General features: G+C 51.8%; 10 protein-coding genes and 1 riboswitch. Of the genes, 1 reads left to right on the top strand and 9 read right to left on the bottom strand.

Annotated elements, in window-relative coordinates:
• Positions 1-136: 136 nt before the first annotated feature.
• The 6 genes from J2Z66_RS09820 to J2Z66_RS09795 all read right to left on the bottom strand — a co-directional run bounded on the left by J2Z66_RS09820 (position 137) and on the right by J2Z66_RS09795 (position 8,730).
• A complete protein-coding gene (locus tag J2Z66_RS09820; RefSeq protein WP_209971217.1) occupies positions 137-1,186 on the bottom strand; it encodes a sialidase family protein in 1,050 nt (349 codons plus the stop codon).
• A gap of 284 nt (positions 1,187-1,470) precedes the next feature.
• Positions 1,471-2,370 carry a carbohydrate ABC transporter permease gene (locus tag J2Z66_RS09815; protein ID WP_209971216.1) on the bottom strand — a complete coding sequence of 300 codons (900 nt, stop codon included), beginning with the start codon at positions 2,368-2,370 and terminating at the stop codon, positions 1,471-1,473.
• Positions 2,371-2,372: 2 nt separating this feature from the next.
• Positions 2,373-3,326, bottom strand: coding sequence for an ABC transporter permease (locus J2Z66_RS09810; protein WP_209971215.1), 954 nt, complete (start codon positions 3,324-3,326; stop codon positions 2,373-2,375).
• A 29-nt stretch (positions 3,327-3,355) separates the two neighbouring features.
• A complete protein-coding gene (locus J2Z66_RS09805; protein WP_209971214.1) occupies positions 3,356-5,053 on the bottom strand; it encodes a type 2 periplasmic-binding domain-containing protein in 1,698 nt (565 codons plus the stop codon).
• Between the two features lie 96 nt (positions 5,054-5,149).
• Positions 5,150-7,945: a cache domain-containing sensor histidine kinase gene (locus J2Z66_RS43770; protein WP_209971213.1), complete on the bottom strand. Its 2,796-nt coding sequence runs from the start codon at positions 7,943-7,945 to the stop codon at positions 5,150-5,152.
• Complete coding sequence (locus J2Z66_RS09795; protein ID WP_209971212.1) at positions 7,942-8,730, bottom strand: response regulator transcription factor; 789 nt, start codon at positions 8,728-8,730, stop codon at positions 7,942-7,944. Before J2Z66_RS09795 ends, J2Z66_RS43770 begins: the two co-directional genes overlap by 4 nt.
• Positions 8,731-8,951: 221 nt before the next feature.
• Between J2Z66_RS09795 and J2Z66_RS09790 the strand changes: the two genes are divergently transcribed.
• Entirely contained in the window at positions 8,952-10,856 is a 1,905-nt protein-coding gene (locus J2Z66_RS09790) for a hypothetical protein (RefSeq protein ID WP_209971211.1), read from the top strand.
• Positions 10,857-11,332: 476 nt separating this feature from the next.
• Here J2Z66_RS09790 and J2Z66_RS09785 read toward each other — a convergent pair whose 3' ends face one another.
• The 3 genes from J2Z66_RS09785 to J2Z66_RS09775 all read right to left on the bottom strand — a co-directional run bounded on the left by J2Z66_RS09785 (position 11,333) and on the right by J2Z66_RS09775 (position 14,959).
• Positions 11,333-12,289 (bottom strand): EamA family transporter, encoded by a 957-nt coding sequence (locus tag J2Z66_RS09785; RefSeq protein WP_209971210.1) that lies wholly within the window; start codon positions 12,287-12,289, stop codon positions 11,333-11,335.
• A 380-nt stretch (positions 12,290-12,669) separates the two neighbouring features.
• A riboswitch (purine riboswitch) is annotated at positions 12,670-12,780 on the bottom strand.
• A gap of 14 nt (positions 12,781-12,794) precedes the next feature.
• Positions 12,795-13,724, bottom strand: a complete 930-nt coding sequence (gene yhfZ / locus J2Z66_RS09780) for a GntR family transcriptional regulator YhfZ (RefSeq protein WP_209971209.1) — start codon at positions 13,722-13,724, stop codon at positions 12,795-12,797.
• 269 nt (positions 13,725-13,993) lie between these two features.
• On the bottom strand, positions 13,994-14,959 hold the full coding sequence (locus J2Z66_RS09775; RefSeq protein ID WP_209971208.1) for an ABC transporter permease: 966 nt from the start codon (positions 14,957-14,959) through the stop codon (positions 13,994-13,996).
• Between the last annotated feature and the right edge of the window lies 1 nt (position 14,960).

Below are 14,960 nucleotides of genomic sequence, written 5' to 3'. Positions count from 1 at the left end.
GCGGCAACTTGCATGATCGGAAGGTCTTTGTTGGAGGAACTTCCCCCACTTGCTTCCATATGCCGGTCTGTAAAAGGATCGCCCCTAGGGGACGATCCAGCCATTCCCCGCCGGTGACGACCGCCTACCCTTCCCTCTAGTTTCCGTAGAACCACTCCGTAGGGATGGCGGCAACGCGAAGATCGATCTTGTCCTGCAGCCGCGAGTCCTCCCGGTATTCACACGTCCAATAGTTAAGAATCGCCGTGCCGGTGGAAGTGAATCGGCAGCCGGGATTGGAGTAGGCGCGGCGTTCATCGTTCTCGATATCGCGCAGTAATCGCCATGTCTTGCCTTCATCCTGGGACAACGCGGCGGTAAGGGGGTTGCGCGGGCCATAGTGCGAGCGGAAGGACGGGTTGTACTCGGTGTTATTCCAGATCATGAGCAAATCCCCCGTGCTCGGTATTCGAGTCAGCTCCGGACACGATTCCGGCGTGCGCAGACCGGTCGTCTGAGGCAGCGACCAGGAAGTTCCCTCCGTTATCGATGCCGACAGGAACAGGGAACCAAGCTGATTGCGCATGACCATAAGCACCCGACCATCGCGCGTCTCTTCCACATGCGGCTCCATCGCTCCGCGCATAGGCAGATGGATGCGTTGATCCGCCTCGCGCCAAGTGAGGCCGTCGTCATCGCTCAACAGGATGGCGATGGTAAAGCTGTATTCGGGCGGGGCCGCCCCCTCAACGGGAGAGGCGGTCGGCAGCAGCAGCCTCCCGGAGCTCAATCGCTTCACGACCGCGTTGCACAGGTTGTATGCCGCCCGCTCCACGAACACGGCATGTGGCCGGAAGGTAGCGCCTTCGTCATCGGATTTCCATGCGTGGAAGGTGTTATCGAAGGGCAACACGGAATGCCGCCGCATGAAGATCAACAAAATGCCGCCGTCCTGGCTGCGAATCAGATTGGGCGAGTACACGTTCACGTCCTCCGGCGCGGTCCCCGTCAAGACGCGATGCTGCCCCCAAGTCAACCCGCCGTCCGTGGATTCCTTCGCCGCCAGCTGCGTCCGGTCGAAATCGTCTCCTTCGCTGCCGAATTCCATATAGACCAGCAGCAAGCGGCCATCCTTTAGTTCCACCACGTCGCCCTCGCTCTTACGGGCATAATCTGGCGTGCTTTCCGATACGGTTGTAATGTGCAAAACAGATTTCTCCTCCTTAAAAATATCGTCTCTCGCGGCGTCACGCACTCCCAGACGATGCACTGCGGAGCAGCGAACGCGAGGATCGGTGATGTGTAGTCTCGATTTCACCCCGGTTCATGGCGTTACCTTGATACCTGTTCCCGGTCAGATCCACCGGACAGAAGGCGATCGACGACAGGCATCGAGCTTGATCTCGACGTAATTTCCGGGATCCGCACTGCTGTCAATCAAGATGATCCCCTTCTGTTTCCCATTTCATCGACAGCCACAACGACCGAGTCTTAGCCTTTCAGCGAACCCATCATGATGCCTTTGATAAAATACTTTTGCAGCCACGGATAGATCAGCACGATCGGCCCGATGGACAGCAGGGTGATACCGGACCGGACGTTGCTGAGCGACAGCTCGGCCTGCTTGGCGTTTTCGCTCAGCGCCAGATCGTTGTATTGCTGGCTGACCGAGGTGAGCATCTCCCTCATGATGACCTGAATGACGGTCAGATCGCGATCCCGGATATAGATCATCGCGTCGAACCAGGCATTCCAATGACCTACAGCGCCCCAGAGGGCGACGGTCGCCAGTACGGGCATGGACACGGGCAGGATGATGCGAAATAAAATCGTCCAGTATCCGGCGCCGTCTATGAGCGCGGATTCCTCCAGCGCTACGTCGAGCGACATCAAATAGTTGCGCATGATGATGATGCTGAAGATGGCTACGGCGCCCGGGAGTATCAGAACGAGGAAATTATCCAACAAGCCCAAACTTTTGATCAATAAATAAGAAGGGATCAGGCCGCCAGAGAAAAACATCGGAATAATAAAATACATCGTCACCGTATTTCGAAATGGCAGCTCCCGCTTGGCAAGGGGGTAGGCGGCCAGCACCGTAAACAGCAGCTCCAGCGCGGTCCCCGACACCGTTCTTAGGATCGAGTTCAGATAAGGCCGAGTAATAGCGTCATAAGAGAATAGGAACTTGTAGGCTTCCAGGGACCACGTTTTCGGCCAGAAATGAAAGCCCAGCGAAGTGGCCTCCAGAGCGGTGGAGAACGACAGGATAATGACCTGCCAGAACGGGTACAGGATGAGGAGGGCGAATAGCCCCATCAACCCGATGTTCAGCGTATCGAACCACCAGCCCGGGCGCAGTCGTGCGCGAGGTCGAACAGGATGGGCCATGATTACCACACTCCGTAGTCGCTGTGTTTGCGAACCAATTGATTGACGGTGACGAGCAGGATGACCCCCACCACATTTTTGAACAAGCCGACCGCAGCGGAATAATCGAAGCGAACCTCGAGCAGACCGACACGGTATACATACGTGTCTATAATATCGGCCACTTCGTACACAAGCGGATTGTACAAGTTCAGGATCTGATCGAACCCGCCTGATAAAATATTCCCTAACCGCAAGAGAAACAAAATGGTAATGACGGGCAGGAGAGACGGGATGGTGATATAAATCATTTTCTGAAAGCGATTGGCCCCGTCCGACTCCGCCGCTTCGTAGAGCTCGGGCGAGATGGAGGCGATGGAAGCCAAGTAGATGATGGAGGCCCACCCGATCTCCTTCCACACATCCGTAATCAGAAGCAGCGGCAAGAAGAACAATTTGCTCGATAAAAAATTGATCGGCTCCCCACCGGACAAGGTAATGACATAATTCACGACGCCACGCTGAGGCGACACGATTTCCACGACCATGCTGGCGACGATAACCCAAGACAGGAAGTGGGGCAAATACGAGATGCTCTGCACCGTCCGCTTGAAAAAGCGGGTCCGCAATTCGTTAAGCAGTAGAGCGAACAAAATCGGCATCGTAAATCCGAATACGAGACGCAGCAGGCTGATGACAAACGTATTGCGCAGCGCCCGCAAAAAGACGAAATCGTTCAGCATGGAGCGGAAATGCTCGAAGTTGTTCCACGGACTGGCCCAGATACCCAGCCCCGGGCGATAATCCTTAAATGCGATCAATACGCCATACATCGGGGCATAATGAAACACCGCTAAATGCACGACGGGGAGCAGAAGCATCAAGTAGAGCATTTTCATCCGCTTCAGTTTTTTTCGGATAATGCCTCGGTCTGCAGCGGTCCGAGGCACGGCATGCGCCTTCAAATTTGTTTCCATAACAGGCTCCTTTCATCAAAGCACGGGCGTTATTTTTTGCGCAGATCCGCGGTTTTGGGCGCCTTTTCCAGTTCGGCCGTAACTTCTCTGCCGCCGTTGTCCAAGTAGTTTTTCACGTAGTTGTCCCACGTGGAATCGATATTTAATTCACCGGTAATCGCCTTGAACATGTACTCGTCAGTGATAGTCTTCAGCTTGGCTGAATATTTGGTGCGAAGCTCGTTGTATGTCGTCTCGTTGAAGTAATCGTATCTGGCGTTCGCGTAGACCGTCTTCCGGCCTTCTTCGGTGCCCCAGTAAGCTTCAAACAGCTTGAGCGTGTATGAATCGTTCCAAATCGGCGTCATTGTGGCAGGACGCATGACGTGATTGTAATAAGAGACTCCCACCGCCTCCCGTTCCGCATCGCTCTTCTGGAGAACGGCTGCCGATTTCTTCGGCGTGCCTTCCCAAGCGAAGTCGATTCCTTCTTCTCCGAACTGAGTAAGCATATTTCCGTCAAAATCCAGGTTGATGTAGTCGAACATTTGCAGGATGCGGATCAGCTTCTCGTCCGAGACATCCTTGCGGATGACAGCCGAATAGGAGAAGCCGTCTACGCCATTTCCGTTGGTCGGCGCGCCTTGCTTGCCGTTCGGGCCAATCGGGGGAGGCGCGAACAAAATTTTCACGCTCGGATCCTTCAGCACGAGGTTGCCCGGGGGACGGGTTTGCGTAAAGGGAACCAGGGCTGCCGACATATGCAGAGCCTGTGCGGCGCCATATTTACCCGTAGCGTACTTCTCCCAGCTTTTCGTCAGGTTGAGTGTAGTGAATTCGGGATCGATGATGCCTTTCTTGTACCAATCGGCCATTTGCTTCAAGTAATCCTTATAGTTCTTGCTGATTGCCGAATTGAGCAGCTTGCCGTCCTCTTCCACAAACTGCCCCAAACCGAAGCCAAACGCGCCCATAAGCGTGGCCTGGGTATTGGACGGAGCTTCATAGTCGAGCATCGGGCCGTACGTATCCTTCTTGCTGTTGCCGTCCGGGTCCTGGTTGACGAACGCCTCGTACATCTTCGTTTCTTCCTCGATCGTGAACGCCTCGGTGGTGTAGTAGATTCGCTCCAGCCCGCCTGACGTACCGAGCTGCGTCAAGGCACCCTTCGGCTTGATGCCAAGTTTCTCCATCCAGTCAAGCCTGTAAGCCTGCCCCCAGAACTGATTTACCGTCGTATCGACGTAGCCGGTAAGCGCATAGAATTCATCTGTCTTGCCCGGCACTAGATTCACCTTGAAACCGGTTCCGTAGGAGTCCAGCAGAGCGGCGTATTTCGGAGCGTACTTGACGATCAGATCCTTGGGGATGCTGCGGGTCACGCCGTCGAGGTACAGCTTGCTCGGATCGTCCAGCGTGTATGCGTAGTCCGGCAGTTCGCCGGAGGCGACCATCAGGTTGCGCTGCTCGGCGCTGAGGATGTCGATTTTCCGGTTGTTCAACTTCACGTTGAATTTCTTTTCGAGCATCTGCTGGATCTTGTTGTTGTCCTCGACCTTGCCCCTGGCCCCTTGTCCAACCCAACTGATCTCCAGCTTCTTGGATATGGTGTCCGCCGTTGCCTCTGGCGCCACTGTCCCGGGCGCCGCTGTCGGGCTCGCGGGCTCCGGGCTGCCCGGGCTTGAGCAAGCTGTCGTAACGGCCAGCAGGATACCGAGCATAATGACTAATGATTTTTTGCCTGTCATTGTACAATCCCCCTAACATGAATGTGGTACAAATCAAGTATAGATAATTTCGGAGGGAGGCAATGACAAGATCATTCGATATTCGTATCACAATTTTCACATGTTTGTATCCGCTTCCACGGACGCGACTTGTGCATAGGGCAGTTTCAGAACCACGGTTGCTCCATGCGGCACGGCACGGTTCATCGTAATCCCGTACTTCTCGCCGAAGTGCAGTTGAATACGGCTGTTCACGTTATACAGCCCTACCTTGCTGCGATCTCTGCGTTTCAGATTGTCTTGGATGGCTGCGAGCTTCTCGTCCGCGAGCCACGGCCCGTTATCTGTAACGGCGATCCGCAAATCACTGCCCTCTCGGTCGATGGAGATGGAGATATGCACTTGATCCGCGCCTGACTGGAGCGTATGCCGGATGGCGTTCTCCTGCAAAGGCTGCAGGATCATCTTCACCACGGCGCAGTTCAGCATTTCCTCGTCGATCTGCCACTTGCAGCGGATTTTGTCCTTGTACCGGAAACTCATGATTCGCATATAAGTCTTCGCATAAGCCACTTCATCACGCAGTGACGTGACTTGGCTCTCCTTACCCATGGCGTACCGGAATAGCCGGCTGAGCAGTCCGATCATCGTGACCGCGCTCTCCCGCTCTCCCTTCTCGATCATATACATCACGATCTCCAGCGTATTGTGCAGGAAATGGGGATTAATCTGGGCCTGCAGCGCTTCAAGCTGCGTTCCTTTCTTCTCGTATTCCAGCAGCAGCAGTTCGTTCTTGGCCTTCAGCTTCTCCTCCACCAATTGTCCGATCTGCTCCATTAGCAGGTTGAAAGAGGCCCGGAGCTGCTCGACCTCGTCGATCGCATAGTGGGCGTCCCAAGAGAAGCTTCCTTCAGGGTCCAGATCCCTCCGGGCGACTTTCCATTGGAGCGAAGACAGCGGCCGGATGAGATATTGGGACATCAAGTAGGAGGCCAGCAAAATCAGCAAAAAGATAATAATGAACAAATAAATGTCATCATAGATCAAGCCGATCGCCTGCTTGCGGACAGTGGTGGCGTCGAAAACAGTGACCAAATACCAGGGAAGCCCGCTCAGCTTGCTCGAGAAGTATTGAACCGCAGGATTCCCCTGCGTGAATGCGTTCAGCTCTCCGGGAGAGGCCGGCAGCTTGGACATTTGGCCCACTTTCTCAACCTCCGGGTGCGAAAGAATGCGCCCTTCCTGATCGACGACGAACGCTTCACTGCCGTTCCCGTTCAGCTCGGCATACAGGCTCGAGAGGAACACGCCGCTCACATCAGCCTTCAGGAAGCCGAGCGGCTCGGACGAGATCTGAATGTTCACGACGGCCATGCTGAGGCTTACCGTGGACGAGCCGGTCTCGGCCGGTGGCAGCCAATAATGCATGTTTTTGCGCATGGTCATCATGCTCTCATACAGCGAAACGTCCATACGCGGTGCTTGCTTGTGGCGATTCGTATAGATCAGCCGGTTCCTTACATCATACAAGCTGACGATGTCTTCGCTGAGGGAGGAATACGTGCCGGTGACCAGGAGATCGTCCATTTTCCCCCGATTCTCCTCCCCGGGGTCCTCCACATATTCGGCAACCCAGGCATTATACGCGAGCCAGGTCAAGGCCGATTCCTTCTGCTTTACGAAGAGTTCCAGCCGATGCGCGGACTTCTCGAACAGCACGGAATACGTTTGCTGCACTTCCTTCGACACTACGCGCGTGGACTGGATGTAGAACAGCATGACGAACAAAAGAATCGGCAGCAGAATCGTCAACAGGAAATAGACGAAGAAGCGTTCCCTCATTGTGGTGATCCGCGTATTTCCGGACCAGCCGTTCCCGGCATCCCAGCGGTCCTCCAGCCGTTCAAACCCGCGAATCCAGCGAATGAGCCCGTGAAGCGGGCGCAAAATGTTCTTGCCGATCCAGCGGGAGAAAATGTAGGACAGCAGAGCGCTGCCCAGCAAGGTCAGGATGGAATACCAGGCGATGATCCGAATTTGGCTGCGGTGAAAATCAATCTCAGGTTCGACGAAGACGAGACGAAACCCGTTGAAGCCAAGCGGACGAATCTCATAGCGTTGCCCGTGCAGCGAGAGCGTCTGCGCCTCCAAGCGGCCGCCTTTCCGAAGCTGCTGAGGGAAGCCCGCGTCCACTCCATCGCCGCGATAGAGCAGCTTTCCATCCTCTCCTATAATGGCGAGGGAGTCAGCATACGGAATTTGCGTTTTCAGCGCGCTTGCGCTCAGCAGCATGAACATCAGCCCGATCTGCTCACCATTCGTATCGTTCAGACGGCAGACGAAATACATCGAGCCTTCGAGCGGATCGATCATATCGATCAGAAGCGGATTGTCGATGCGGTTGCGGTCGAGCTGAAACAAGGCATACGTTCGGCCGGGAGGCACGAACACGATTTGATCCTGATCCAGATGCAGGGGGAGCCGGTTGCCGTCGAGGAAGTACTCCACATATTTGAGATTCGAGCTGAACTGCTGCTGCTGTGTCATGACCATCACATGTTCAATGGAAGCGTTTCCGATTTTGAAATTGGTAATCGCGGTCTGCAAGTTTTTGGTCACAGTGAAACGCTCGTAGGAGGACGTGCGACTGTTCGACAGTTTGCGAACGGAGTCGATCAGCAGTTCGTGACTGCGGAAGCCGTCGAATGATTTGTAGAGATCCTCGAACTGCTTGCGCACGTCCGCCGAGGCCTGGTTCAGCTTCATGGAGTGGATGAGATTGATCTTCTCCACGAGAATATGCTTGGTCTTACTGTAGAGGACGGTTCCGATGATCAGCAGCAGGATCGTCGTTACGCTGAGGGAGAACAGCATCAGGAAATGCGTGAATCTGATCGTAGGGGGTTTCGTCACGGTTGGAGTCCTGCCGATTTCCCGCCGCTCCAAGCAAGCTCGCGATAAGCTTGCGGCGTGACACCGTTCAACCGCTTGAACAGTTTGTTGAAATAGGAGAAGTTGCTGTAGCCGACCCGTATGGACACTTCATACACCTTTTCGTCCGTCTCCACCAGCAGGGTCCGCGCTTTACGGATGCGGAACTCGTTCACGTAGTCCACGAAGCTGAGCCCCATCTCACGCTTGAACAGGGAGCTGAAGTAATTGGGATTCATGTAGAGGAATCCGGCCACATCTTCCAGGTGGAGCTTGTCCTCGTAGTGCTCGTCGATATAACGCTTGGCTGCCAGGGCGTACGGATTGCCCGTCTTCCGATAAGGGTTCTCGTTGCCGCGCGCCTTGTCCGTTTGGCTGGAGTAAGGGTGTTCCTGGTGAAGCTCCTCCGCCACGGTTTGCAGCAGCTCGACGAACTCCTCGGGAATGATCGGCTTGAGCAGATAGCCCTTCACGCCCAGACGGATCGCCTGCTGTGCATACTTAAAGTCGTCGTAGGCGCTCATGACCAGGAGCTTTGTGCGCGGCTCCTGCTCTTTGATCGTCTGAATTAACTCCAGGCCGCTCATGCCAGGCATGAGAATATCCGTGAGCAGCGCGTGCGGCTTGGCCGAACGGAACATCTCCAGGGCTTGCTCCCCGTTCTCGGTGCTGCCTACGACTTCGAAGCCGATTTCTCTCCAGGGCATATGATGGGCCAAACGGTCTCTAATGTAGGGCTCGTCATCCGCAATCAGTATGCGATACATGGTACGTCCTCCCCTTCGCTCATGAAGCTTGGCCTTGAATGTAAGCTCATTATATCAAGGAACGGAGCGGGCTGGGAAGCCTCACACGGCGCAATTTGCGTTGAAATCGAAACATGTGAAAATTGTACTACGAAACCTGATGATTGTATTATGTAAGCGCTTTTAAAATTGTTTATACTTGACCTGTATGAAAAACTCAGAGGAAAAGGTGGAGTGTACAGATGGGAATGATTCGAATGTCGACGTGGAAAGCTCTCGTTTTGGCGGTTGTACTGGCAGGTTCTTGCGTACTGGGGACTGCGGGGCAAGCTTCCGCGTACGGCAGCGCCGCGAGCTGGAAAACGAGCTTTGACAATCTGCTTGCTTTAGGGGATACCCCTGCCTATGATTACGGATACACGGATTCGGACGACGATGCTTATCTGGCCCAGAACGGGAATTATACGCTTGCTGCGCTGCGGATCATGTATGAAATGACGGGGCAAACAAGCTATTTGCAGAAATTGAGCGCATACGTAGACAATATGTTCAGCCATCTCGGCGATGTGGACGGCGACGGATTCCTCGGCTGGGGATCGACTTACTATAACCCGACCTACGAAGAGTATCTTCTTCATCGCGGCGCGATGGTGTATGAATTCGCCAAGTTCATCCAGCTTGTTCGGGCGGACAGCAGCATCGCCAGCGCGACGAATCCGCAGGGCATCACTTACGGAGCGCAAGCGAACGCCATGGAGGCGCTCATCAATAGCGACCTGATTCCGGCGTTCGACAACAGCTGGTCGAATCAGTACAATGTCTACCTCGATAACCTCCATGCGGGTTTTTCTCTGCCATACAATCAGTACCTGGCTATGGCGTCAGCCCAATTGGAAATGGCCAAGATTAATCTGGACACGCATAAGCGCTACTTGACGCAGGCGGATGGCATGACGGCCAAGTGGCATTACTGGCTGACGCTGAACGGCACCGGCTACCATTGGAACTATTGGGACCGGTTAACCCCGGCCGATAATCATACTCTTCATTTGGAGGATTCGCTCCACACTACGATTGATTTTACACATGCCATTACGGACTATACGCGTGGCGGGAAATTTAATACGGCGGCGATGACCCGACTTGCCAATACGATTTACAACAATATGTGGAACGGGAGTACGACATCCCCGAAATTATCGTATTACGTAAACGGCAGCGGCTCCTATACCGAACAGTTCACGCTGCAAATCGGGGATATGGAACGATGGAAGCCGGGGATATGGACGTTGTTCGAAAAGGAGATGTCGTTGAGAAGTTTAAGCACATTCTCGTCCCGATATTTGAATGACATTGCCATCTTGTACCGGTTACACCCCGATCACGGGACGCCTGGATCGTTCTCGCTCTCCAGTCCAGGGAACGGGGCGACCGGCCGAAACCTGGATCTAGCCTTTTCCTGGAAGCCTTCGGTGAACGCCGCCGACTATACGCTGCAGGTTTCCACCGTGAGCAACTTCGCAACCTTGACCGCAGAAGTTCCCAAGATTATCGGGATGAGCGCGATGTTGACGGGCTCCGTCTTGTCTCCCAACACGACGTACTACTGGCGGGTGATCGCGCGCAATGGGGCCGGGACGACCACTACCTCCGGCACGAACAGTTTTACGACCGGCTCGAACAAAACGTACACCTTGACCTTTGCCCACCGGGACAATCGAACGGGCGGCCTGGCCGGGTATCATTACAAGCAGTTGCTGATCGACGGCACAGTCGTGTGGGAAAAGGACGTGACGGCGGATGCCGCCAATACGTGGCTTACGGAATCGATCGACATGACCTCGTATCTGGTCGGCAAATCCTCCGTGGATGTAAAACTCAGACTGTACGAGAAGAAAGCCGTTTCCAACTATACGGTCGATGTGCTCTGGGACAGCGTGTCGATCACCAACACCGAGATTATGAACAGCGGGTTTGAATCGGCTCCGGACTGGTACTACGCGGAGAGCAACCCTAATTTTCTAGGGGGTATCTCCTCTATCGCCCACAGCGGGACCAAAGCGTTGTCCATGTCTTTGCCTGTCAATACTTCAACGGTTATCGGTGACAATTCCTCCGTCAGTCAGAAAATCAGCGTGATAAGGTAAAACTACCAACGATAAATTACCAGAGCGGCGATGTCATCTCGGCAGGCAAAGTCTTCGCTATGATGCACACGTACTACAACCTGTACTGCGATTTGTCCGCCGAACGTGCTGCATAAAATATACGCCGGAAATTCGCTTAAGCTCGTCTCCTTGTAAGAAAGTGCCGTCTGTATAACCGACAGGCGGCAGCTATTGCCCCACGCGCGTGACTAACCTGTCAACATCAACATTCGGTATGGGGTGGGATATGGGGCATTTTTTTGCATAAAGATATTAACGCGAAAAACGTACGCTAAGCTAGGAATTCCCGAAAATAAACATTTTTCCACATGCTAAGAATGCAGCACAAGAGCAATTGTGTTGTAAATATTCTCATTTCAAAGTGCTAAAATAGGCTTGGCTTAATGCAACACAATCCTTAGCGTACATTTTCCGCGAAATGTTGGCAGAACCCCTGGCACTGGAACTATGGCCTGCTAATGAGCACTGGATGATCGCCGTCTCGATTTAAGGAGCTCAGGAAGAGCAACCCCAAGCAGAACTAACCCGACTCCCCCCCATTGGAGCAGACTGACCTGCTCGTGCAGGATGAAGGAAGAGAGCAGGACAGCAACGGGAAGCTCAGCTGCACCAAGAATACCTGCCATCCCTTCTCCAATATGGGGAACCCCCACAGCGAAAAGTACTGGAGGAATAAAAGCGCCAAACAGACCGAGCAAAAAACCGAATAAAAGCAGATCTCCCCAAAGGAGCCCGTTAAATAGGAAATACGGAGGAAACAGGATAAATACCAAGAGCATCCCCCCAGTGAGCATCCATACGCTGCGGTAAGCCGGATGAACAGACGGTACTGCTTTCCCGCTGACCACTATAAATAAAGAGTAGCTAACCGCGGAGAGGATCCCTAGAACAATCCCCATCAGATTAAGCTTGGTGGCCCCTTGCCCCAAAATGCCTGCAGCAAGCAGAGTTCCCCCGAGCAGCACCGCTAAAGTAAGGAACATAATGCCGGTTGGCCGCTTACGCTGGCTTACAGCCTGATACAGCACACCCATCCAAGTAAACTGGAATAGTAAAATAATTGCCAAAGAAGCAGGGATATAACGAAGGGATTGATAATACAGCAGCCCGGTAATCGCTGTAGGCGTTCCCGCGGCCATAAGCAGCAGTCTTTGCTTCCAGGTTAGCTTACCAGCAGCAGGCGCGATTATAGCGGGTTGCTGTCCTGAGCTTTCCCTTTCCCTTTCCCGTAAAGCCCGCCGCTCACGCCACTTAGTAAAAATCGCCAACCCCCAGGCCAGTATACAACCGGTCAGCAGTTGGCTGCCCACCACTTCCCCCAACACATATCCTTTTCCATATGCAAGGACAACAATCGTTGATAAAACCCCATAGCTCATCGCACCAAATAATACAGCTAATAAATATTTCATATATGTCTCAAATGCCTCCTCTGATTTTCCCCAAATCCATTAATCTAACATTCGCTGCTTCCAGTGGCTCTCCTATCCCCATCCATCAGCCCAGAATTAGTGCACAACGCTACTTTAGTGATGAAAAACATCATTAAAGTGCCGAGTCACCTGGGAATCCCTTCGTTAGCGATGAAAATCATCGTTATCTGTCCCTCCATCAGCCTGAAATGGCCCACAACACTACTTTAGCGATATAAAACATCGTTAACGTGCCGAGTCACCTGGAAATTCCTTCGTTAGCGATGAAAATCATCGTTATCTGTCCCTCTATCCATCCAACCATCCATCATTTATACTTATGTCCATAAAAAAAACCTAACTACGAATATAGAATCATCAAAAGATGATTCTATATTCGTAGTTAGGAAGTTAAGGCTCCCCGTAGAAACCCTCACCCTGTTCCTGCTTTTCTTTCGTGAGGTTATACGAATTAATAGTGTATTAAAAAGGTGCTGGCAACGTGTTAATAACGTGGCGACATTTCGCCTTTTTCAACAAGCTGCTGTATGCTTACAATCTCATCAATAGTGAGCATTTCCAAAACTTTCTTGATGGCAATATTTTTAGCGTGTACGAAACAAACGGCTTCTCCAATTCCTTCGGCTTTTTCAATAGCCAGTGGCGTTCTGAGGTTCACTTGTTTCATGGAGTAGCTGGGATTGATTTCGTCTCTGTTCCATATTAAAGCATCAATTTGCTTGGAACGCAACATTTCGGGAAGATGCAAATAATTTTGCTCCACATAAGTAACGTCAAAATCCTTAAATTCAGCAAAGGTCAGCTCCCGCTGGCTAATGGATAAGGAATCAATGCCAATTCTCATTCCATCCTGTATATAATCCAACAAGGGATCATTCAAAAGAATCGTATGCAAGGATACAAAGGATTTTAGACCAAAGGAGAAAGCAATTTCCAGCTCATTATGCTGCGTTAAATATAAATCGGCTGCCAATCGGGAGACAATAGCGAAATCGATCTTTCGCTCTGACAAAGCGTCAATACGCTGCTCTGCTCCCCTGGTAAAGGTAAAATTCAGTGTGAAGCCAAGTTCTTCAAAACAATGGCAAAGTCCAGTTGCCAGTCCTTCGAAACGCTTGGAATAAGGCAGCGTCATCGCACCAACAAATTTATTAACTCCTGACATTTGTAACAACAAATGGATGTTCTTTTCCACAATATATGTTCCCAGATGGCCACGGGAAACCAGCTTGAGCGCGCCGCTGCTTTCCAGCACTTTAAACGCCTCTTGCACCGTTCCGCGCCCCATACCGAACTCTTCGGATAAATCACTGATTCGTGGTATTTGCTCTCCAACCTCTATTTCAATCATTCTGGTGGCAATTTCTTGAGCAGCGTAACCAAATCTTGTCAACAATCTTTCATTTGATTTCAAAAGCTCCATCTCCTACCGGAAAATACCCAAAGCTTTGGATATTGGATGTCGGATATAAAAACCGCCTTTTTTATTGGATGTGCATGTTATATGGGTACTCTTTTATTGGATACGCTTTACATATTGGACAGGCTTATCCTATCGGAAATGCATGTTTTAGATGGCTTCCCTTAAGGATACAAGAAAAAAGACATATAGTAAATATTATTACGAACGCTTCCAATCCATGTGACTCCCTGTTTGTCCTTATTTGGGTCCTTACCCGCTGACTAGCGCTGCCCCTTCTCATAAGATTTCCCTAAAGCTGAAGGAGCTTCACTTCTTCCCACTAAGCCGGTGATAGCAATAATCGTAATGATATACGGAAGCATAGTTAGAAGATCAGCAGGCACATATTTGGTTAATCCAAGAACCTGACTAATTGCTGCCAGAGCCTGCGCAAGTCCAAAAAACAAAGCAGCCCCAAGTGCGCCAATCGGATTCCATCTCCCAAATATCATTGCCGCCATAGCGATAAAGCCTTGTCCGGACACGGTAGTCTGGGTAAAATTATTCGTGATAGACAGTGAAATCGTGGCGCCTCCCAAACCGGCCAAAGCTCCGCTGATCAGGACGGCGATATATCTCATCCGATTGACATTAACGCCCAATGTATCTGCTGCTTTAGGATGCTCTCCAACGGAACGCAGTCTGAGCCCAAACGGAGTTTTGAAAAGTATAAATGCCGCCAATACCGTAAGCAGAATAGCTATATAGGAGGTTGGATAAGCGGTAAATACGGCCTTTCCTAAATAAGGAATATCCGACAGGTACGGGATACGAAGCTTGTTCAAGGGATGATGCATCGTTGTCGTTTGCGAAGAGCCATCGAACAGCTTTTTCATCATGTAAATGGAAAAGCCCAGTGCCAGAAGATTCAGCGCAACGCCGCTTATCACTTGATCTGCTTTAAACGTAATCGAAACTACGGCATGCTGAAGTGAAAATAACACACCGATTAGGAGGCCCATAGCTAAACCGATCCAAGGAGAAAATGAACCGAAGCCAAGTACATCATCGCAAAAAATGGTCGTCACTGCTGCAGAAAAACCGCCAACGATCATAAGACCTTCAAGTCCAATATTCGTTACACCGGATTTCTCTGAAAAAACACCGCCAAGTGCAGCAAATATAAGAGGGGTGGCATAAACAACGGCATTATGAACTAATGTGGTTAAAATACTTGGGATGTCCACT

The sequence above is a fragment of the Paenibacillus eucommiae genome, assembly GCF_017874215.1.
Lineage (GTDB): Bacteria > Bacillota > Bacilli > Paenibacillales > NBRC-103111 > Paenibacillus_AI > Paenibacillus_AI eucommiae.
Note: the sequence above shows the minus strand (reverse complement) of the source record. Positions and strands in the feature narration are given on the sequence as shown.